At 72.0% G+C, this 17511-nt stretch carries 23 protein-coding genes and 3 tRNA genes; 10 read left to right on the top strand and 16 right to left on the bottom strand.

Annotation, left to right across the window (positions count from 1 at the left end; genetic code table 11):
• Positions 1-156 precede the first annotated feature (156 nt).
• Positions 157-783 (top strand): oligoribonuclease, encoded by a 627-nt coding sequence (gene orn / locus ACQBJO_RS11340; protein WP_421007630.1) that lies wholly within the window; start codon positions 157-159, stop codon positions 781-783.
• Positions 784-804: 21 nt separating this feature from the next.
• Here the strand turns inward: orn and ACQBJO_RS11345 are convergent, their stop codons facing one another.
• From ACQBJO_RS11345 to ACQBJO_RS11355, 3 genes are all read right to left on the bottom strand, one after another.
• Positions 805-1755 (bottom strand): bile acid:sodium symporter family protein, encoded by a 951-nt coding sequence (locus ACQBJO_RS11345; RefSeq protein WP_421007386.1) that lies wholly within the window; start codon positions 1753-1755, stop codon positions 805-807.
• 88 nt (positions 1756-1843) lie between these two features.
• Entirely contained in the window at positions 1844-2896 is a 1053-nt protein-coding gene (locus ACQBJO_RS11350; protein ID WP_421007387.1) for a phosphatase PAP2 family protein, read from the bottom strand.
• 134 nt (positions 2897-3030) lie between these two features.
• A tRNA-His gene (locus ACQBJO_RS11355) sits at positions 3031-3106 on the bottom strand.
• Between the two features lie 107 nt (positions 3107-3213).
• Here ACQBJO_RS11355 and ACQBJO_RS11360 point away from each other — a divergent pair.
• A complete protein-coding gene (locus ACQBJO_RS11360; protein ID WP_421007388.1) occupies positions 3214-4065 on the top strand; it encodes a copper resistance protein CopC in 852 nt (283 codons plus the stop codon).
• A 91-nt stretch (positions 4066-4156) separates the two neighbouring features.
• On the opposite strand, the gene ACQBJO_RS11365 is transcribed toward ACQBJO_RS11360, so the two are convergent.
• From ACQBJO_RS11365 to bcp, 3 genes are all read right to left on the bottom strand, one after another.
• Positions 4157-4232: transfer RNA gene (locus ACQBJO_RS11365), tRNA-Lys, on the bottom strand.
• Between the two features lie 169 nt (positions 4233-4401).
• Positions 4402-4704, bottom strand: coding sequence for a DUF3618 domain-containing protein (locus tag ACQBJO_RS11370; protein ID WP_255183913.1), 303 nt, complete (start codon positions 4702-4704; stop codon positions 4402-4404).
• A gap of 15 nt (positions 4705-4719) precedes the next feature.
• Positions 4720-5190 carry a thioredoxin-dependent thiol peroxidase gene (gene bcp / locus ACQBJO_RS11375; RefSeq protein ID WP_255183914.1) on the bottom strand — a complete coding sequence of 157 codons (471 nt, stop codon included), beginning with the start codon at positions 5188-5190 and terminating at the stop codon, positions 4720-4722.
• Between the two features lie 83 nt (positions 5191-5273).
• Here bcp and ACQBJO_RS11380 point away from each other — a divergent pair, with 83 nt between their 5' ends.
• The 4 genes from ACQBJO_RS11380 to ACQBJO_RS11395 are packed head-to-tail and all read left to right on the top strand — an operon-like array spanning position 5274 to position 7783.
• On the top strand, positions 5274-5966 hold the full coding sequence (locus tag ACQBJO_RS11380) for an energy-coupling factor ABC transporter permease (protein WP_255183915.1): 693 nt from the start codon (positions 5274-5276) through the stop codon (positions 5964-5966).
• Positions 5963-6265: a PDGLE domain-containing protein gene (locus tag ACQBJO_RS11385; RefSeq protein ID WP_421007389.1), complete on the top strand. Its 303-nt coding sequence runs from the start codon at positions 5963-5965 to the stop codon at positions 6263-6265. Before ACQBJO_RS11380 ends, ACQBJO_RS11385 begins: the two co-directional genes overlap by 4 nt.
• A 25-nt stretch (positions 6266-6290) precedes the next feature.
• Positions 6291-7028, top strand: a complete 738-nt coding sequence (cbiQ, locus tag ACQBJO_RS11390) for a cobalt ECF transporter T component CbiQ (protein ID WP_255183917.1) — start codon at positions 6291-6293, stop codon at positions 7026-7028.
• The gene (locus ACQBJO_RS11395; RefSeq protein WP_421007390.1) at positions 7025-7783 is read left to right on the top strand and encodes an energy-coupling factor ABC transporter ATP-binding protein; all 759 of its coding nucleotides are present in this window, start codon (positions 7025-7027) and stop codon (positions 7781-7783) included. Before cbiQ ends, ACQBJO_RS11395 begins: the two co-directional genes overlap by 4 nt.
• A gap of 9 nt (positions 7784-7792) precedes the next feature.
• On the opposite strand, the gene ACQBJO_RS11400 is transcribed toward ACQBJO_RS11395, so the two are convergent.
• Positions 7793-8251, bottom strand: a complete 459-nt coding sequence (locus ACQBJO_RS11400; RefSeq protein ID WP_255183919.1) for an OsmC family protein — start codon at positions 8249-8251, stop codon at positions 7793-7795.
• Between the two features lie 21 nt (positions 8252-8272).
• On the opposite strand from ACQBJO_RS11400, the gene ACQBJO_RS11405 reads away from it, so the two are divergent.
• A tRNA-Leu gene (locus ACQBJO_RS11405) sits at positions 8273-8354 on the top strand.
• An 86-nt stretch (positions 8355-8440) separates the two neighbouring features.
• On the opposite strand, the gene rdgB is transcribed toward ACQBJO_RS11405, so the two are convergent.
• Both rdgB and rph read right to left on the bottom strand, forming a co-directional pair.
• Positions 8441-9070, bottom strand: a complete 630-nt coding sequence (gene rdgB / locus ACQBJO_RS11410) for an RdgB/HAM1 family non-canonical purine NTP pyrophosphatase (protein ID WP_421007391.1) — start codon at positions 9068-9070, stop codon at positions 8441-8443.
• Positions 9067-9825, bottom strand: a complete 759-nt coding sequence (gene rph / locus ACQBJO_RS11415; protein ID WP_255183921.1) for a ribonuclease PH — start codon at positions 9823-9825, stop codon at positions 9067-9069. Before rph ends, rdgB begins: the two co-directional genes overlap by 4 nt.
• Before the next feature lie 34 nt (positions 9826-9859).
• On the opposite strand from rph, the gene ACQBJO_RS11420 reads away from it, so the two are divergent.
• Positions 9860-11602, top strand: coding sequence for a glycosyltransferase (locus tag ACQBJO_RS11420; RefSeq protein WP_421007392.1), 1743 nt, complete (start codon positions 9860-9862; stop codon positions 11600-11602).
• Positions 11603-11611: 9 nt separating this feature from the next.
• Positions 11612-12466 carry an alpha/beta hydrolase family protein gene (locus ACQBJO_RS11425; RefSeq protein WP_421007393.1) on the top strand — a complete coding sequence of 285 codons (855 nt, stop codon included), beginning with the start codon at positions 11612-11614 and terminating at the stop codon, positions 12464-12466.
• Positions 12467-12484: 18 nt separating this feature from the next.
• Here ACQBJO_RS11425 and ACQBJO_RS11430 read toward each other — a convergent pair whose 3' ends face one another.
• Genes ACQBJO_RS11430 through ACQBJO_RS11440 form a run of 3 tightly spaced genes read right to left on the bottom strand, consistent with a single transcriptional unit; the run spans position 12485 to position 14244 of the window.
• Positions 12485-12916 carry a type II toxin-antitoxin system VapC family toxin gene (locus tag ACQBJO_RS11430; RefSeq protein WP_421007394.1) on the bottom strand — a complete coding sequence of 144 codons (432 nt, stop codon included), beginning with the start codon at positions 12914-12916 and terminating at the stop codon, positions 12485-12487.
• Positions 12913-13182: a FitA-like ribbon-helix-helix domain-containing protein gene (locus ACQBJO_RS11435; protein WP_255183925.1), complete on the bottom strand. Its 270-nt coding sequence runs from the start codon at positions 13180-13182 to the stop codon at positions 12913-12915. Before ACQBJO_RS11435 ends, ACQBJO_RS11430 begins: the two co-directional genes overlap by 4 nt.
• 24 nt (positions 13183-13206) lie before the next feature.
• On the bottom strand, positions 13207-14244 hold the full coding sequence (locus ACQBJO_RS11440; protein WP_421007395.1) for a S66 family peptidase: 1038 nt from the start codon (positions 14242-14244) through the stop codon (positions 13207-13209).
• 50 nt (positions 14245-14294) lie between these two features.
• On the opposite strand from ACQBJO_RS11440, the gene ACQBJO_RS11445 reads away from it, so the two are divergent.
• A complete protein-coding gene (locus tag ACQBJO_RS11445; protein ID WP_421007396.1) occupies positions 14295-14927 on the top strand; it encodes an HAD family hydrolase in 633 nt (210 codons plus the stop codon).
• A gap of 12 nt (positions 14928-14939) precedes the next feature.
• Here the strand turns inward: ACQBJO_RS11445 and ACQBJO_RS11450 are convergent, their stop codons facing one another.
• The 4 genes from ACQBJO_RS11450 to clpS are packed head-to-tail and all read right to left on the bottom strand — an operon-like array spanning position 14940 to position 17507.
• Positions 14940-15707: an MBL fold metallo-hydrolase gene (locus ACQBJO_RS11450; RefSeq protein ID WP_421007397.1), complete on the bottom strand. Its 768-nt coding sequence runs from the start codon at positions 15705-15707 to the stop codon at positions 14940-14942.
• Complete coding sequence (murI, locus tag ACQBJO_RS11455) at positions 15704-16525, bottom strand: glutamate racemase (protein WP_255183929.1); 822 nt, start codon at positions 16523-16525, stop codon at positions 15704-15706. The genes ACQBJO_RS11450 and murI overlap by 4 nt, the downstream gene beginning before the upstream one ends.
• Positions 16522-17217, bottom strand: a complete 696-nt coding sequence (locus ACQBJO_RS11460) for a DUF2017 family protein (RefSeq protein ID WP_421007398.1) — start codon at positions 17215-17217, stop codon at positions 16522-16524. The genes murI and ACQBJO_RS11460 overlap by 4 nt, the downstream gene beginning before the upstream one ends.
• Positions 17217-17507, bottom strand: a complete 291-nt coding sequence (gene clpS, locus ACQBJO_RS11465) for an ATP-dependent Clp protease adapter ClpS (protein ID WP_072625094.1) — start codon at positions 17505-17507, stop codon at positions 17217-17219. The genes ACQBJO_RS11460 and clpS overlap by 1 nt, the downstream gene beginning before the upstream one ends.
• Positions 17508-17511: the final 4 nt, after the last annotated feature.

The raw sequence follows: 17511 nt of genomic DNA on the forward strand, positions 1-17511 counted from the left end.
TGGCTCCCGGACGATGCGGGCGGTGGCGGCGGAGGACCGGCGGGAGCCGGGGGCTGCCCGGCGGGCGGAGGAGGCGGCGTGGAGCTCATGGCCGCCACGGTAGTGCGGCAGCGGCCTCTCGTCGGTGGGGAGGACTACCCATCCAGCGGTCTGGATATGGTGGAAGACGTGACTTCTTCGACTCCCTCCTCCGAGCGCATCGTCTGGATCGACTGCGAGATGACCGGCCTCTCCCTCGAGCACGACGCCCTCATCGAGGTCGCGGCCCTGGTCACCGACTACGAGCTCAACCAGCTCGACGAGGGCATCGACATCGTCGTCCGCCCGCCCGAGGCGGCGCTGACGCAGATGAACGACTTCGTCCGCGACATGCACACGACCTCGGGACTGCTCGACGTGCTGGCCGAGGGCACGACCCTCGCCGAGGCCGAGGAGGCCGTCCTCGCCCACATCAAGGAGCACGTCCCTGACGCCGGCAAGGCACCGCTCGGCGGCAACAGCGTCGCGACCGACCGCGCCTTCCTCGTGCGGGACATGCCGGCCCTCGAGGGGCACCTGCACTACCGAATGATCGACGTCTCCTCGATCAAGGAGCTCTCGCGCCGCTGGTACCCGCGGGCGTACTTCGCCTCCCCGGACAAGAACGGCGGCCACCGCGCGCTCGCCGACATCACGGAGTCGATCGCCGAGCTGCGCTACTACCGCGAGGCGGTCTTCCGCCCCCAGCCCGGTCTCGAGACGGCCGAGCTCAAGGAGATCGCCGCGCGCCACCAGGTCGGCTGACCGGGCACGGTCCTCGCGTCGCTACGGGCGGTCGCGGCGCCGGCACCACGCGGCGAAGAGCGCGCCGGAGACGTTGTGCCACACCGAGAAGACCGCGCCCGGCAGGGCCGAGAGCGGCTCCATGTACTGCGCGGCCAGGCCCGCAGCGAGCCCGGAGTTCTGCATGCCCACCTCGATGGCGGTCGTGCGCCGAGCGGGCACCGGGAGCCGGGCCACCCTGGCGGCCAGGTAGCCCAGGCCCATGCCGAGCACGTTGTGCACGACGACGGCCAGGAGCACGAGGGGACCCGCGGTGAGCATCGCGTCGGCGCTGCCCGAGACGACGATCGCCACGATGACCGAGATCGCGGCCACCGACAGCCACGGCAGGGCCGGCAGGAGCGCCTCGGCGAGCGGCGCGAGCAGCAGGCGCACGACGAGACCTGCGAGGACCGGCAGCAGGACGATCGTGACGATGGTGCGGGCCATGCCGGCTCCGTCGAGGGGCATGTAGCGCCCGGCCAGCCACAGCGTGAGCAGCGGCGTGAGGAAGGGCGCGAGCAGCGTCGAGACCGAGGTCATCGTCACCGACAGCGCCACGTCACCGCGGGCGAGGTAGGACACGACGTTGGACGCCGTCCCCCCGGGTGCGCAGCCGACGAGGATGACACCGGCGGCCAGCTCGGGCGGCAGGCTGAGCACCGTCACCACGAGCACGGCGACCAGCGGCATGATGACGTACTGCGCGACGACCCCCAGCAGCACCGGCAGCGGGCGCCGCAGCACGAGGCCGAAGTCGACGGGCCGCAGCGTCAGGCCCATCGTGAACATCACCAGCCCGAGCAGCGGGTTGACGAAGGGGGCCGCCCCCGACACCGTGTCGGCGGCCAGGTAGCCGACCACTCCCCCGGCGACGATGAGCAGGGGGAAGACGAGGACGGCGACGTAGCCGCTGCGGTCCTCGGTGGTCGAGGTGACGAGTGGTGCGCTCACGAGCGGCCACCGTACACAGCCGGCAGGTCCGGCGCCGTCCGGCGTCGGACGCTGCTGCGCGGGGTCCGGCGCCGGACGCCGGTGGTGCTCAGGCGCTGGCGAGCGACCGCGAGCCCTCGGTCTCGCCCGTGACGACGACGGCCTGGTTGCCGCGCCGACGCTGACCGGTGGCCCAGCCGCCGACGACGACGGCGATGTAGCCGATGAGCATGCCGGCGATGTTGTCGAGGACGTAGTGCCAGCCGAAGTAGATCGTCGCGAGGAAGGTCAGACCGAAGAAGGTCCACGCGGCGATGCGCAGCGGGCGGGTCGAGGCCGTGCGCTGCAGGAAGAGCGCCAGGGCGAAGGTGACCGACACGTGCAGCGACGCGAAGGCCGCGACACCCTGGATGACATCGCTCGAGCGCGGGTCGGCGAGGAACTCCAGACGGTTGCGCAGGAGCGCGGTCTGCAGCTCACCGACACCCGAGTCGGGCAGGCCGGCGAAGAGGTCGGGCCGCACGTAGACCGGGCCGAGCGCGGGCAGGATGTAGTAGCTCACCGCACCGAGCACCCAGTTGAGGCTGAGCGAGGTGGCGTACCAGGCGCCCACGGACAGGTCGCGGCACAGGACGAGGACCGCCATGAGCGAGACCGGCACGAGGGGCAGGTAGAGCAGGTAGACGAAGGACAGCACCGGGGCCGCGAGGTCCGGCGGCAGGATCGTGTGCAGGACCGCCGCCGGGTCGGCACCGCCGAAGAGCACGCGGTCGACGTCGAGCAGCTGGTTGTCGAAGAGGACGTCCTGCCGGTAGACCGGCAGCACGCTCTTGAGGTTGCGGTAGCCCACGTAGCAGACGTAGAAGGTGATCAGACCGGTCGCGATGTAGACGATGCGCCGCAGGCTCCACTCGTGGCGGGCGACCTCGGCCATGCCGCGCGGCAGCTCGCGCCACCCGGCGCGGCGCAGGCCCGCGATGACCAGGCCGATGCCGAAGAGGAGGAGGGCGAGTGCGGGGAGGCGCACGTAGGCAGGACCGAGGAATCCCTCGGGGTCCTTGAGCGGGATCCCGAGCGAGTGGGTCCCGACGAGTGCGGTCGCCCCGACGAGGATCGAGACGACCACAGCGACGGTGTAGGGCCAGCTGCGAACGGTCTGCATCCGACCAATAATGGCCTGAAAGGGGCGCGAAGGTTAAATCGACGTGCCGAATAGTGTCCAATCGGTGATGGACGCCACGCTGAGGACCGGGGACGACGAAGGGCCCCGGGACGATCCCCGGGGCCCTTCATCCTTGGGGTGAGTAACGGGACTTGAACCCGCGACACCCGCGACCACAACGCGGTGCTCTACCAGCTGAGCTATACCCACCAAGTGCCACCTCATCGGGCAGCGCGGACCATCGTACCTGCTCCGAGAGGGTGCTCATGACCACCCACCTCCAGCGCCCGCACAGGCCCATCGGGCACGATGGGCGGGTGACGACGACACCCCGGACAGCCACCCCCTTCGCCCGTGCCGCCACCGCGATCCTCGCTCTCGCAGCGCTGCTCGCGACGATGGTGGGTCTGGCCGCCCCCGCCTCGGCGCACGCCCGGCTCGAGGCCTCGAGCCCGAAGGAGGGCTCGACCCTCACCGCGACTCCGCCGGAGATCATGCTGCGCTTCAACGAGCCGATCCAGTCCGGGCTCAACGAGGTGAGCGTGCGCACCGGCTCGACCGACGCGACCGACGGCAACCTCGAGGTCGACGGCGGCACCGTCTACCAGCCGCTGAAGTCCTCGCTGCCGGCCGGCTCCTACACGGTGTCCTACAAGGTCGTCAGCGCCGACGGGCACCCGATCAGCGGGTCCTACTCCTTCACCTACGCCCCGCCCGGTGGCGACACCGGCCCGAGCGGCAGCGAGACGACGAGCGACGGCGGGTCGGGCAGCAGCTCGAGCACCACGTCGGGCAGCGACTCCCCCACCACCTCCGCCCCGACGGCGCCGACGTCGTCGAGCACTTCGGCGGGCGAGCCGTCGAGCACCTCGGCGCCGAGCAGCACGACCGAGCCCAGCTCGTCGAGCACCACCTCCTCGTCGACCTCGTCGTCGACGACCTCGGGCGACGGCGAGAGCGAGCCCAGCAGCGCCTCGAGCTCGTCGAGCTCCACCGCCGCGCCCGTCGAGGGCGACGACGCGAGCAGCGACGGCGGCTTCCCCGCCTGGGGCTGGGCCGTCCTCGTCGGCGCCCTGCTCGTCGTCATCGCCGGCGTCGGGCTGCTCCTGGGCCGCCGGCGCCACGCCGAGGAGGACGAGCAGGTCGACCTCGAGGAGTGGCGCGGCTGACCCGTCGACCCCGGCCGGCTCCGGTCGGCCGGGGTGACCGCCCGGGTACGACGAAAGGGCCCCACCGCAGTGCGGTGGGGCCCTTCGTGGGTGGTGCGCCAACAGGGACTCGAACCCCGAACCCGCTGATTAAGAGTCAGCTGCTCTGCCAATTGAGCTATTGGCGCGCGAGGAGAAACATTAGCACCACGATGGCGGAGGGCGAAATCGACTCCGGGACAGGGCTCTTGGCGCCTCGATCGGCGCCCTGCCGCGGTGCGGTCCACCTCCTGCCACGACGCCGAAGGGGGGTGGCACCGGTCGGTGCCACCCCCCTTCGTCAGTGCCGAGGTGACGTCACCAGGAGCGCTTGGCGCGCTGGCGCTCCCACTTCTTGGCCTTGCGGTTGCTCGAGATGACCTTGAGAACGACGAGGCCGACGACGGCCGCGGCGGCGATCGCGACGCGGTCCATGCGCAGCTCGCCGGACTCGGTGCGGGTCGCGGCAGTGAAGGAGGCCTTGGCCTGCTCCTTCTGCCGGGCGACGACGTTCTTGGGCGCGGCGCGCACGCTCAGCTCGTCGATGGTCTGGGCGAGCCGGTCACGCGTCGTGATGATGTCGTTCTCGAGCTTGGTCATGCTCGGGGTGTCGTTGCTCACGTGGGGGTTCCGTCCTTACTCGATGCCGAGGTCGCGGCGGATGCGGGCCACATGGCCCGTCGCCTTGACGTTGTACTGGGCGTGGGTCACCACGCCGTCCGGTCCGACGACGACCGTCGAGCGGATGACTCCCTCGACGACCTTGCCGTACAACTTCTTCTCACCATAAGCGCCCCAGGCCGTCATCACCGACTTGTCCGCATCGGACAGCAGGGTGATCGTCAGCCCGTCACGCTCACGGAACTTCGCGAGCTTCGCCGGCTGGTCCGGCGAGATGCCGATGACCTCGGTGTCGGCGGCGCGCAGGGCCTCGAGCGAGTCGCTGAAGTCGCACGCCTGCTTCGTGCAGCCGGGGGTCATCGCCGCCGGGTAGAAGTAGACGATGACCTGCTTGCCGCGGAAGTCGCTCAGGGAGACCTCCGCGCCGGTGTCGTCGGGGAGGGTGAAGTCGGGGGCTGCATCGCCCGGGGTGAGTCTCTCGCCCACGGATCGCATCTCCTGTCTCGGCGGAATGCAGTATGGTCACCCCAACCTATCCTCCCAGGGGCAGAGTCACGTAGGAGTGACCTATGCACGTGCCCGATGCTTTCCTCGATGCTCCGACCTCCCTCGCCACGGGGGGTGTGGCGATCGCGGGGGTGGCCCTAGCGCTGCGACGAACCCCGAGCGATCTCGACGACCGGGTGGCCCCGCTCGCCGGTCTCGTCGCCACCTTCGTCTTCGCCGCCCAGATGCTGAATTTCCCCGTCGCCGGCGGCACCTCCGGCCACCTCCTCGGCGGCGCACTCGCGGCAGTCCTCGTGGGACCGTGGACCGCCACCCTGTGCATCACCGTCGTCCTGCTCGTCCAGGCGCTCGTCTTCGCTGACGGCGGCCTCACCGCCCTCGGAACCAACGTCACACTCATGGCGCTCGTCGGCGTGTGGGTCGGCTGGGTCGTCTTCGTCCTCGCGCGACGCCTCCTGCCGGCGCGGCCGGCCAGCATCCCCGTGGCCGCCGCGATCGGCGCCTTTGCGTCCGTGCCCTGCGCCGCGGTCGTCTTCGCCGGGCTCTTCATGGTCGGTGGCACCGCGTCCGTCGACGCCGGCGCCCTGCTCACCGCCATGGTGAGCTGGCACCTGCTCATCGGCCTCGGCGAGGCGGCCATCACCTTCCTCGTCGTCTCGGCGGTCGTCGGGGTGCGGCCTGACCTCGTGCGCGGTGCGGAGCACCTCTCACCCTCGGCACACGTGCCCCGCGAGAGCATGAGAGCGACCCGATGAAGGCCCGCGTCTCGACCCGCGCCCTCGTCCTCGGCGGACTGGTCGTCTGCCTCATCCTCTCCTCCGTCGTGAGCTTCTGGGCCTCCGGGCACCCCGACGGGCTCGAGCACGTGGCCGAGACGCTCGGCTTCGCCGGTGCCGCGGGCGACCACGGCGCATCCGGCTCCCCGTTCGCCGACTACGGGACAAAGGGAATCGGTGACGGCTTCCTCTCCGGCGGTCTGGCGGGGTTTGTGGGCGTGCTACTCACGGGTGCCCTCATGTGGGTCCTGCTCCGACTCGCCCGTCGTCGCGGCTGAGGTGGCCAACCCCCACCGCCACGCGTTGAGCCTGCACTCCCCCACGAGACTCCACGCGTTCCCGGCGCACCTCAAGATCGTCGCGGCGATGCTCTACGTCATCGCCGTCGTGCTCACCCCGCGGGAGGCGGTGTGGGCGCTCGGGCTGCAGGCACTGCTCCTGCTCGGCGTCGTCCTGGTGAGCAGGGTGCCGCTGCGGCACCTCGCTCCTCGGCTGCTCGTCGAGGTGCCTTTCGTCCTCTTCGCCGTACTCATGCCCTTCGTCGCGACTGGCCCCCGCGTCGACGTCGGGCCGCTGTCGCTGTCAGAGGCGGGGCTCTGGGGCGGGTGGAACCTCCTGGTCAAGGGCACACTCGGCGTCGGTGCCTCACTGGTGCTCGCGGCGACGACCACCCCCTCCGACGTCGTCGCCGGGCTGGCTCGGCTACGTCTGCCGGCGCAGCTCGTGCTCATCCTCGGCTTCATGGTCCGCTACACCGAGGTCATCAGCGGGCAGCTGCAGGCGATGCGGGTGGCCCGGGAGTCGCGCGGCTTCAGCGGCCGCGGACTACGCGCGTGGCCAGCGCTCGCGAGCACCGCGGGGTCGCTCTTCGTCCGCAGCTACGAGCGGGGTGAACGCGTGCACCTGGCAATGCTCGCGCGCGGGTTCGACGGACGGACCCACGTCGAGCGGACACCTGTCGCCGGCTCGACGTGGGCCGTGGCGATGCTCCTGCCCGTCGGCGCGACGATCGTCCTCGCGGCTGCGAGGCTGGGCGCATGAGCATTCCCGTCATCGACCTGCGCGGCGTGGATCACGTCTACCCCGATGGGCACCGCGCGCTCGACGGTGTCGACCTGCACGTGCATCCCGGCGAGCGGGTCGCCCTGCTCGGCCCCAACGGCGCCGGCAAGACGACGCTGGTGCTGCACCTCAACGGGATCCTCACCCCGACGAGCGGCTCGATCTCGGTGTCGGGGGTGCCGGTGAGCCACGCGCACCTGCTCGACGTGCGGCGCCGGGTGGGCATCGTCTTCCAGGACCCCGACGACCAGCTCTTCATGACGACGGTGGCCCAGGACGTGGCCTTCGGTCCGCACAACCTCGGGCTGCCCGCTGCCGAGGTCGAGGCGCGGGTGCACGAGGCGCTCTCCGCGGTCAGGATGCTCGAGGTCGCCGACCGGCCCCCGCACCACCTGTCCTTCGGGCAGAAGCGGCGCGTCGCGGTCGCGACCGTGCTCGCGATGCGACCGGAGATCCTCGTGCTCGACGAGCCGAGCAGCAACCTCGACCCGGCCTCGCGTCGCGAGCTCGCCGAGATCGTCGACGGCCTCGACATCACGGTGCTCATGGTGACGCACGACCTGCCGTACGCCCTCCAGCTGTGCGAGCGCTCGGTCGTGCTCTCCGAAGGGAGGATGGTCGCCGACGCCGCGACGCGCGAGGTGCTCTCGGACGGCGAGCTCATGGCGGCGCACCGGCTGGAGCTGCCCTACGGCTTCGACCCGCGGTCGGTGCCGGGGCGCACGCGCGGCTGACCGGTGCGATCAGTCGCTGATGCCGACGAGGGTCGGCTCGAGGAGGATCTCGCTGCGCAGGCTCTGCGCGATGAAGCACTCCCGGTGGGCGACCTCGACGAGCCGCTCGACCTTGGCGCGGGGGGCCGGGGCAGCGAGGGTGATGTGCGGACGCAGGACGATGCGCGTCACCCACATCGGCCGCTCGCCCTCCGGCATCTCCCCGACGGCCTCGTCCCGGTAGTCGACGACGTCGAGCCGGGCCCGGGCGGCGACGGCCAGGAAGGAGAGCATCTGGCAGCTGCTCGCCGCCGCGACGAGCAGCTGCTCGGGGTTGGGCAGCGATGCGTCACCCCGGAAGGCGAGGTCGCTGCTCGCCCGGGTCGTCGTCGAGGCCATCGTCAGCTCGTGCTCGCGGGAGTAGGCGTCGTAGCCGACACCCGTGGATCCCGACCAGGCGAGGGTCGTGGTGAAGGAGTGGTCGCTCACCCGCCTAGACTGCCTGACCGAGCCGAAGTGGCGGAATTGGCAGACGCGCGTGGTTTAGGTCCACGTGCCCACGGGCGTGCGGGTTCAAGTCCCGCCTTCGGCACCCCACCCAACGTCGCAAAACCCTAGGGTTTTGCGACGTTGAGCGTCCTGAACTCTGCAAGACCCTAGGGTTTTGCAGAGATCGGGTCAGGCCAAGTGCTCGCGCAGCAGCGGCACCATGGCGCGGAAGGCGCGGCCGCGGTGGCTGATCGCGTTCTTCTCGACGTCCGTGTACTGCGCCAGGGTGCGGGTGTCGCCGTCGGGACGGAAGATCGGGTCGTAGCCAAACCCGTTGTCCCCCACCGGCTCCCGCACGACGACGCCGGGGACCTCCCCTTCGCTCGTCACGGTGGCACCACCGGGGATCGCGAGGACCGCGGCGCAGCGGAAGGCCGCGCGGCGGTGCTCGTCGGGCACGTCGGCGAGCTGGTCAAGCAGGAGCTGGAGGTTGCGGCGGTCCTTCTCGGCCCGGGGCAGGTCCGCACCGTCGTGCAGACCGGACCACCGCGCCGAGAAGATGCCCGGGCTGCCGCCGAGCACCTCGACGGCCAGGCCGGAGTCGTCGGCGAGCGCGGGCAGCGAGGTGCGCATCGCGACGTGCTCGGCCTTGAGGCGCGCGTTGCCGGCGAAGGTCACCTCGGTCTCCGGGATCTCGCCAACCTCGGGGAAGGCGGCCATCGAGACGATCTCGAGGCCGAGATCAGCCTCGCCGAGGATCTGCTGCAGCTCGTGGACCTTGTGCTCGTTGTGCGTCGCGAGGACGACCCGCTGGGTCACAGCACGCGCTCCCGGGGGGTCTCGGCGAGGGCTTCCTGCTGCTTGGCGGTGAGCGCGGCGCAGCCGGTGGTCGCGAGGTCGAGCAGCTCACCGAGCAGCGCCCGGTCGAAGGGAGCGCCCTCCGCCGTGCCCTGCACCTCGATGAACTCGCCGGTGCCGGTCATGACGACGTTCATGTCCGTCTCGGCGGTGGAGTCCTCGGGGTAGTCGAGGTCGCAGACCGCGCGGCCGTCGACGACGCCGACCGAGACCGCGGCGAGCGAGCCGGTGAGCGGCGTCGCGCCGGCCGGGATCAGGCCACGGCTGCGGGCGTCCTCGACGGCGTCGACGAGGGCGACGTAGGCGCCGGTGATGGCCGCCGTGCGGGTGCCGCCGTCGGCCTGCAGGACGTCGCAGTCGAGGACGATCGTGTTCTCCCCCAACGCCTTGGTGTCGATGACGGCGCGCAGGCTGCGGCCGATGAGGCGCGAGATCTCGTGGGTGCGACCGCCGACCTTGCCCTTGCGCGAGTCGCGCCCGCTGCGGGTGTTGGTCGAGCGCGGCAGCATCTCGTACTCGGCGGTGACCCAGCCGGTGCCCTGGCCCTTGAGCCAGCGCGGCACCCCCGCCTCGAAGCTCGCGGCGACGAGCACCCGGGTGCGGCCGAACTCCACGAGCACCGAGCCCTCGGCGTGGTCGAGCCAGTTGCGGGTGATGCGCACCTCGCGCAGCTGCTCGGGGGTGCGTCCGTCGTGCCGGGGGGTGGTGTCAGTCATGGGGCAAGGCTAACGATCCGACAGGATGGCTCGGGTGAGGCCGTCCTTCGACCACGTCCTGCTCACCCGCTTCAGCGCGGTGCTGCACCCCGATGCGCCGCCGCCCGACGAGGACTGGCTCTTCTACCGGCTCGGCTTCTTCGTCGACGCCTGCCTGCCGTCGGTGCTCTCGCAGCGCGACGCGCAGCCCTTCGACTGGTTGGTGATCTTCGACGACCGGTGCTCCGCGGACTTCCGGGCGCAGGTCGAGGAGCTCGCCGAGGGCGCCTTCACCCCGATCTGGACGCATGCCCCCTTCACCCGCGACGGCTTCGCCCAGCACGTCGCCGACCGGTGCCACTCCCCCTTCGTCATCACGACCCGGATCGACAGCGACGACGCGATGGCGGTCGACCTCATGGCCTCGGTGCAGGCGCAGTTCGCCGGGCAGGAACGGCTCTTCGTCAACTTCCCCCGCGGCATCCAGATCGACCGCAGCGGTGCCGTGCACCGAGCGACGATTCTCTCCAGCCCCTTCCTCTCGCTCATCGAGGCCCGCGAGGAGGGCCGGCTGCCGGACACGGTCTTCGTCGCCAAGCACGCCCGCGCCCGCGGCCACGGTCCGCTGCGCGAGGTGCGCGCGCCGGTCATGTGGGCGCAGGTGCTGCACGGCACCAACCTCGCCAACATCGTCAACGGCGTGCGGGTGCACCCGCGGGTCGTCGCCAAGCGCTTCGACCTCCACCTCGGCTACGACGCGACTCCGGGGCGAGCCCGGCTGCTGCGCGGGCGGGCCACCCAGCTCGGACGGCTCGCCCGGCTGTGGGCGGCCCACCCCGGCGAGCTGACGAAGTGGGTCGAGGCCACCGCGTGGACCGCCCGCGGCACCCACGAGCGCCCGCCGGAGGCCGGCGCGCCGACGCTCACCGACCGGGTGCAGGAGTGGGAGTCCCGCACTCGGGTGCGGGTGCGGGACCTGCGCTGGCGGGCGAAGGGGGCGGCCAACGACCGCCTGCCCGCGCGGGAGGGCGTCGTGGCCGGCGACATCGCAGACGTCCTCGCGAGGGACCGGGTCGTCGTCCTCGCGGAGTGGTCTCCCGGTGCCCGGGTGAGGCCGGACGCCCTGGCTGCGGCCACGGCCTGGGCCGAAGGGGGCTTCGGTGTCCTCCTCGTCGCAGCCCGCGACCCGTGGGTGCGGCTCGCCGCACCCGACCTGCCCGCGGATGTCGCGCTCGTGCGGCGGCGCAACACCGCCTACGACTTCGGCTCGTGGGCGCACGCCCTGGCGACCTGGCCGGCGGTGGCGCGCAAGGACCTCGTCGTCCTGACCAACGACTCCCTCGTCGGCCCGCTCGGGCCGCTCGACGAGCTCATCCGTCGCATCGACGCCGGTACGAGCGATGTCTGGGCGGCGACCGCCAACCACCACCCGGCGGAGCACCTGCAGAGCTATCTGCTCGCGGTCCGTGGTGGCGCGCTCGCCCGCGAGCCGCTCGCGGGGTTCTTCGCGCGGGTGCGCCCGCTGGAGTCCAAGCGTGCGGTCGTCGAGGCCTACGAGATCGGGCTCACCACCACCGTCGATGCCGCCGACCTGACCCGCGAGACCGGCTGGACCCATGACGAGCTCGGACTCCCGCTCGACGTCGACCTCTCCCTGCACGGCTGGCGAGCGCTCCTGGCGGCGGGCTTCCCCTTCGTCAAGCGGATGCTGCTCACGGCGCCGCAGTACGCCGACCAGCGCTCGGAGGTCGCCGCCGTCGTGGCGTCGCTGCGCGATGAGGGCCGCTCGACGCCCTAGGCTCCCGCCGTGGACCAGCACAGCCAGATCAGCCTGCCCGGAGGCGGGACGACGACCCTGCACGCCGCCGGGACCGACGCGACGTCGGCCCCCTTCGTCCTCGTCATGCCGGCCATGGGGGTGCCGGCGGGCTACTACGGCCCCTTCGTCGACGAGCTCGCGCGGCACGGCGTGGCCGCCGGCGTCGCCGACTACACCGGGCAGGGCGATGCGACGCCGCACGTCGGCCGTAGACGCGACCTCGGCTACGACGACCTCGCCCACGGCTGGCTGCCGGCGGTCGTCGACCGGGTCCGCGAGCAGCACGACGGCCCGGTCGTCGCGCTCGGCCACTCCCTCGGTGGCCACCTCCTCGCCGCCCACCTCGCCGGCCCGACGCCCGCGGTCGACGCCGCCGTGCTCATCGGGTCGGGGACGCCGCACTGGCGCGCGCAGCAGGGGCTCAAGACCCTCGTGCAGACCCAGCTCGTCGCGGTCGTCTCGCGGCTGTGCGGCTACTGGCCCGGCGTGCGCCTCGGCTTCGGCGGGACGCAGGCGCGGACGCTGATGCGCGAGTGGGCGGCCTTCTCCCGCACCGGGCGTCTGGCTCCCGGGGGCCGAGACATCACGGCGGGGCTCGCCGGGCGCTCGCTGCCCTTGCTCGCCGTCGACCTCGACAACGACACCCTCGCTCCGCCGGCCGCCGTCGACGAGCTGGTCGGGCTCTTCGCGAGTGCCGAGGTCGAGCGCTTCACCTTCGCCAAGGCGGCGGGCGACCCGGGCAAGCCGGTCAACCACTACAGCTTCGCCCGCTCCCCCGAGATCATCGGCGAGCGGATCGCCGCCTGGGTCACCGGACGGGTCGGCGAGCGCGCACGACCCTGAGGACCGCAGGCGGACCGGTCAGCGAGCCCGGCCTGCCGACCAGGGGTCGATCAGCTCGATGCCGGTACCGGTGAAGTCCTTGGTGTTGCGCGTGGCGAGGGAGGCTCCGTGGGCCCGGCACGTCGCGGCGATGAGTGCGTCCACGGTGCCCACGGGCCGGCCGGACAGCTCTCGGCCGGACATGACATGGGCATAGGCCACGGCCGCCGGCCCGTCGAGAGGGAGGACCCGGTCGTCGCCGAGCCGCTGGAAGAATGCATCGAGCGCGCCCTCCAGCCGCTGCCGCCGAGCACCCGCGGGCATTCGTCCCAGCCCGTGCAGGAGCTCCCCGGCGACGACGGCGGGCACGGCGAGGTCGGCGTCGGCGACCGAGGCCGCCCATCTCACGACCTCGGCCTCGGGCTGCAGTCTCATCAGCTCGGAGACGACGTTGGTGTCGACCGCGATCATCCGAAGGCCGGGTCGGTGAAATCGACGCGAGGTGGGTCGGACTCACGTGGGGGCGGCTCCAGGTCGGACTCCATCTCGACCACCACGTCGCCACGACCTGCCCAGTACAGATCCATCAGGGCATTGGGCCGCTGCTGCCGGTGGCCGGCCGCCGCCGTCAGGATCGAGCGGACCTCTGCCTCCATCGAGTGACCGTGCTCCGCCGCCATCAGGCGCAGTCGGTCACGGACGTCGTCATCGAGGTTGCGAACGGTGATCGCTGCCATCGCTATCATCTCCCGCTCTCGATGCTAGCACTCCGGTCGGACGAGCTCCTGGGTGACCCGCTGCGCCTCCGGCCCAACCTCGACCCGGGTGGGGACGCCGAGGACGAGCGGCATCTGCGGCTGCTGGTGCCCCACGTCGGCGTCGAGCACGACCGGCACCCCGAGACCGTCGAGGGCATCGCGCACCGCCTCGTGCTGAGTCAGGGTCGGCGCATCGGGGGCGGGCGTGCGGCCGATGACGACGCCGGCGCACCGGTCGAACCACCCCGCCAGCCGCAGTCCGTGCAGGCAGCGGGCGATCTCGAAGGCATTGCCCTCCGCGGCCTCGAGCAGGACGACGGGCGGCTGCTCCTGCACCTGCGCCCAGGACCACACGTCACCGAAGGCGGTGCCCGCCAGCGGCGAGAGCACCTCGATGCAGCCACCGACGAGCGGTCCGGCGAAGCTGGCCGCCTCCCCCTCGAGCAGCGACCACCGGGTCGGCTCGGTGAGCGTCATCTCGTCGACGCCGGGGTCACCCTCGTAGTCGTCCCAACCCGCGGCGCGGCGGTGCGTGGCGGCGGTCTGGGTGAGCTCGCCGCCCTCGGCGGTCGCCACGTCGAGCCAGTGCAGGTGGCCGGGGGCGGGCGCGTAGGGCGTGTCCATGAGGTTGCTGCCGTGGAGGGTCGCCCACCCGGCGCGCAGGGTGAGCGGCAGCATCGTCGTCGCCGTGTCGGAGAAGCCGACGTACCAGGTCGGGTCGCACTCGGCGAGCAGGTCGAGGTCGAGCCACGGCAGCACGTCGATGCCGGTCTCACCACCCCAGGGCGGGATGACCGCGTGGACGTCGGGGTCGACGAGCAGGGCCATGAGCTCGTCGGCGCGGGCCTCGCGCGAGGCGCTCACGTGGGTGTCGGTCGTGTCGCGCAGGCAGACCCCCTCGACGACCTCGAAGCCGCGCCGCCGCAGCCCGGCGATCGCCAGGTCGAGGCGGGGCTGCAGGGTCGGCGGGACCCCGGAGCTGGGTGCGGTGACCGCGATCGTGTCACCGGGGCGAAGGGGGGCGGGCAGGCGCGCGTCCATGCCCCCAGTCCACCAGTGACCGGCCACCGCGTCGAGTTAGATTGCGGCACATGACGCGACGAGCCATCTGCTTCGACCTCGACGGCACGCTCGTCGACTCCCTGCCGGACATCATCGGGAGCATCACGGCCGCGATGGTCGAGCACGGGCTGCCCGACCCGGGCGACCCGCCGGTCCGTGCGCTCGTCGGCCTCCCCCTCGAGGACATGTTCACCGCCCTCGCTCCCGAGGGGGACGTCGCCGCCCTCGCGGCGTCGTACCGCCGGATCTACCCGGCCCGCTTCACCCAGCGATCCGCTCCCTTCGTCGACACCATCGAGGTGCTCGAGGCCCTCCGGGCCAAGGGATATCTGCTCGCGGTGACGACGACGAAGCGCAGCGAGATGGCACGCGACCTCGTCACCGCGCTCGGGCTCGCCGACCACCTCGACCACGTCCAGGGCACCGACGGCTTCCCCGCCAAGCCGGCGCCGGACGTCATCGAGCGGGCACTGTCCGCTCTGGACGCGGAGGGCACGTGGATGGTGGGCGACACGACGCACGACGTGCACGCGGGTGCGGCCGCGGGGCTGCGGACCTTTGCCGTGTGCCGCCCGGAGGCCACCCACGACCGGGCCACGCTCGCCTCGGCAAACCCCGACCGGCTCGAGGAGTCGCTGCTGCCGCTGCTCGACCTCGCCTGAGCCGGGAAGCGCTCAGATGTCGTAGGTCGCGTCCGGGCGGGCCAGCTCGACCTCACCCGGCCACACGGCGGCGGCCTCGGCGCGGCAGACCTCGGGGTCGTTCCACGCGGGGATGTGGGTGAGCATGAGGCGCCCCACTCCCCCGGCGGCGACCGCGGCCTCGGCGGCCCGGCGCCCGGTGAGGTGGATGCCGCGGGCCTCGTCGCGCCCCTCGACGAAGGCGGAGTCGACGAGCACGAGGTCGGCATCGGCGAAGAGCGGGGTCAGCGCGTCGCAGGAGTCGGTGTCGCCGCTGTAGGCGAGCACCCGACCGTCGGCCTCGACGCGGAAGCCGTAGGCCTCGACCGGGTGGTTGACGAGGAAGGGCCGGACCACGAAGGGCCCGATGTGCGTCGGCACGCTCGTGGAGATGCGGCGGAAGTCGAGGACCCCGGTCATCCCGGCCTCGTCAATGCCCTCGTAGGCCGCGGCGAGGCGCTCGGCCGCACCCGCGGGGCCGTAGACCGGCAGCCGCTCGGTGAGCGCACCCTCGGGTCGGTAGGTGCGGGTGACGTACATGCCGGTGAGGTCGATGCAGTGGTCGGGGTGCAGGTGGCTGAGCACGACGGCATCGAGGTCCGCGAGGTCGATGTGCCGCTGCAGGGCGCCGAGCGCGCCGTTGCCCAGGTCGAGCACGATGCGCCAGGTGCGCCCCTCGTGCTCGGCCGTCACGAGATAGCAGGAAGCGGGCGACTCGGGTCCCGCGAAGGACCCGGAGCACCCGACGACGGTGAGCCTCACGACTCTTCCCCCATGTTGCCGAAGACGTCCGCCACCTCGGGTCCGAGGAAGCGACGGGCCAGCGACCGGAAGCGCTCCGGGTCCCCCGTCGTGGTGAACCCGTGCCCCGGAGCCGGCAGCGACTCGGGACGCAGCAGGTCGTGGTCCGCAAGAACACGGTAGACGTCCTTGGCCGTCTCCTCGGCAGATGAGACGAGGGTGACACCCTCGCCCATGACGTAGGACAGGGCGCCGGTGAGCAGCGGGTAGTGGGTGCAGCCGAGGACGAGCGTGTCCACCTCGGCCCGACGAAGGGGGTCGAGGTAGCCGTGGGCGACGTCGAGCACCTCCGGCCCGGACGTCGTGCCGGCCTCGACGAGCTCGACGAAGCGCGGGCAGGGCTGGGAGAAGACCTGCGTGTGCGGCGCCGCGGCGAAGGCGTCGAGGTAGGCGCGCGAGCGGTGGGTGCCCTCGGTCGAGATGACCCCGACGCGGTGGTTGCGGGTGGCCAGGACCGCGCGCCTCACGGCCGGGCGGATGACCTCGATGACGGGCACGTCGTAGCGCTCGCGCGCGTCGTGCAGGACGGCTGCGCTCGCGGTGTTGCACGCGATGACGAGCAGCTTGACCCCGTGGTCGACGAGTCGGTCGAGGCACTCGAGGGCGAACTCGCGGGTCTGCGCGATCGGCCTGGGGCCGTAAGGCGCTCGCGCCGTGTCACCGAGGTAGGCGACCGACTCGTGGGGCAGCTGGTCGATGACGGCGCGGGCGACGGTCAGCCCCCCGAAGCCGGAGTCGAAGATGCCGATCGGCTGGGCAGCGGTCGACGGGTCGCTCACTCGCCCTCGTCCTGTGCGTCGTCCTCTGCGTCGTCCTCGTCGTCGGGCAGCAGGAGGTCGACGTCCTCGCCGGTGAGCGCGCGGGTGAGCGACTCCTGCAGCCAGGTGAGGAAGTCGTAGACGCTCAGCGCGAAGATCGCCGGGTCGTCGGAGGGCAGCGACTCGACGAGCTCCTCGAGCCGGGTCGCGTCCTCGTCGGTGCGCAGCCCGAGCCGCTCGCCCATGACGAGCCGCACGTCGGTCAGGGCGACGAGCACGAGGGGCGCCTCGCGGCGGGGCACGACCCACCGCTCGTCCTCGGCCTCCTCGAGCAGCCGCACCGTCGCCGCCAGACCGGCGTGCTTGCGCTGCCGCAGGCCCTGCTCGGTGAAGCGGCGGAACTCCGCCGCCTCCTGCTCGTCCTCGCGGTTGCCCGTCGGGAAGAGCCGGTCGAGCGCCGGGTCACGGTCCTCGTCGAGGCCGAAGGCCCGGTCGGGGACCCCGACGCCCGCAGCACCCTCCTCGGTGTCCGTGGCGAGGTCACCCAGCCCCGCGACGATCGCCTCGAAGGGGTCGGCGTGCTCCCCCTTCGTCACGGAGGCGGGGGCGACGAGGTCCATGACCTGCAGGCACAGGCCGGCAACGACCGCCCGCTCGCTGTCGTCCATGATCGCGACGAGCTCGTCCCCGTCCGCGGCAAAGGCGGTGGCCATCAGGCGTCCTTCTGGAAGGTCGCCCACAGGCCGTAGCCCTGGAGCGCCTCGGTGTCGGCTTCCATCTGCTCCTTGGGGCCGTGCGCGACGACGGCGCGGCCCTTGAGGTGCACGTCCATCATGAGCTTCTCGGCCTGCTGCTTCGGATAGCCGAAGTGCGTCTGGAAGACCCAGGTCACGTACGACATGAGGTTGACGGGGTCGTTCCACACCAACGTGATCCACGGGGTGTCGACGGCCTCGACGACGTCGGGCTCGCTCGTCTGCTGCTCGGCGGGGGCGATGGACACGCCC

It is taken from the genome of Janibacter zhangyanbonis, from assembly GCF_050507325.1.
In the GTDB taxonomy this organism is placed as follows: Bacteria; Actinomycetota; Actinomycetes; order Actinomycetales; family Dermatophilaceae; genus Janibacter.

Bases quoted from the DNA above. Each gene is read 5' to 3' on its own strand.
- ACQBJO_RS11385 (WP_421007389.1), top strand. From the start codon at position 5,963: ATGAAGGCCCGCGTCTCGACCCGCGCCCTCGTCCTCGGCGGACTGGTC.
- ACQBJO_RS11445 (WP_421007396.1), top strand. From the start codon at position 14,295: ATGACGCGACGAGCCATCTGCTTCGACCTCGACGGCACGCTCGTCGAC.
- ACQBJO_RS11380 (WP_255183915.1), top strand. From the start codon at position 5,274: ATGCACGTGCCCGATGCTTTCCTCGATGCTCCGACCTCCCTCGCCACG.
- ACQBJO_RS11430 (WP_421007394.1), bottom strand. From the start codon at position 12,916: ATGATCGCGGTCGACACCAACGTCGTCTCCGAGCTGATGAGACTGCAG.
- ACQBJO_RS11435 (WP_255183925.1), bottom strand. From the start codon at position 13,182: ATGGCAGCGATCACCGTTCGCAACCTCGATGACGACGTCCGTGACCGA.
- ACQBJO_RS11460 (WP_421007398.1), bottom strand. From the start codon at position 17,217: ATGGCCACCGCCTTTGCCGCGGACGGGGACGAGCTCGTCGCGATCATG.
- ACQBJO_RS11440 (WP_421007395.1), bottom strand. From the start codon at position 14,244: ATGGACGCGCGCCTGCCCGCCCCCCTTCGCCCCGGTGACACGATCGCG.
- ACQBJO_RS11395 (WP_421007390.1), top strand. From the start codon at position 7,025: ATGAGCATTCCCGTCATCGACCTGCGCGGCGTGGATCACGTCTACCCC.
- rph (WP_255183921.1), bottom strand. From the start codon at position 9,825: ATGACTGACACCACCCCCCGGCACGACGGACGCACCCCCGAGCAGCTG.
- ACQBJO_RS11350 (WP_421007387.1), bottom strand. From the start codon at position 2,896: ATGCAGACCGTTCGCAGCTGGCCCTACACCGTCGCTGTGGTCGTCTCG.
- orn (WP_421007630.1), top strand. From the start codon at position 157: ATGGTGGAAGACGTGACTTCTTCGACTCCCTCCTCCGAGCGCATCGTC.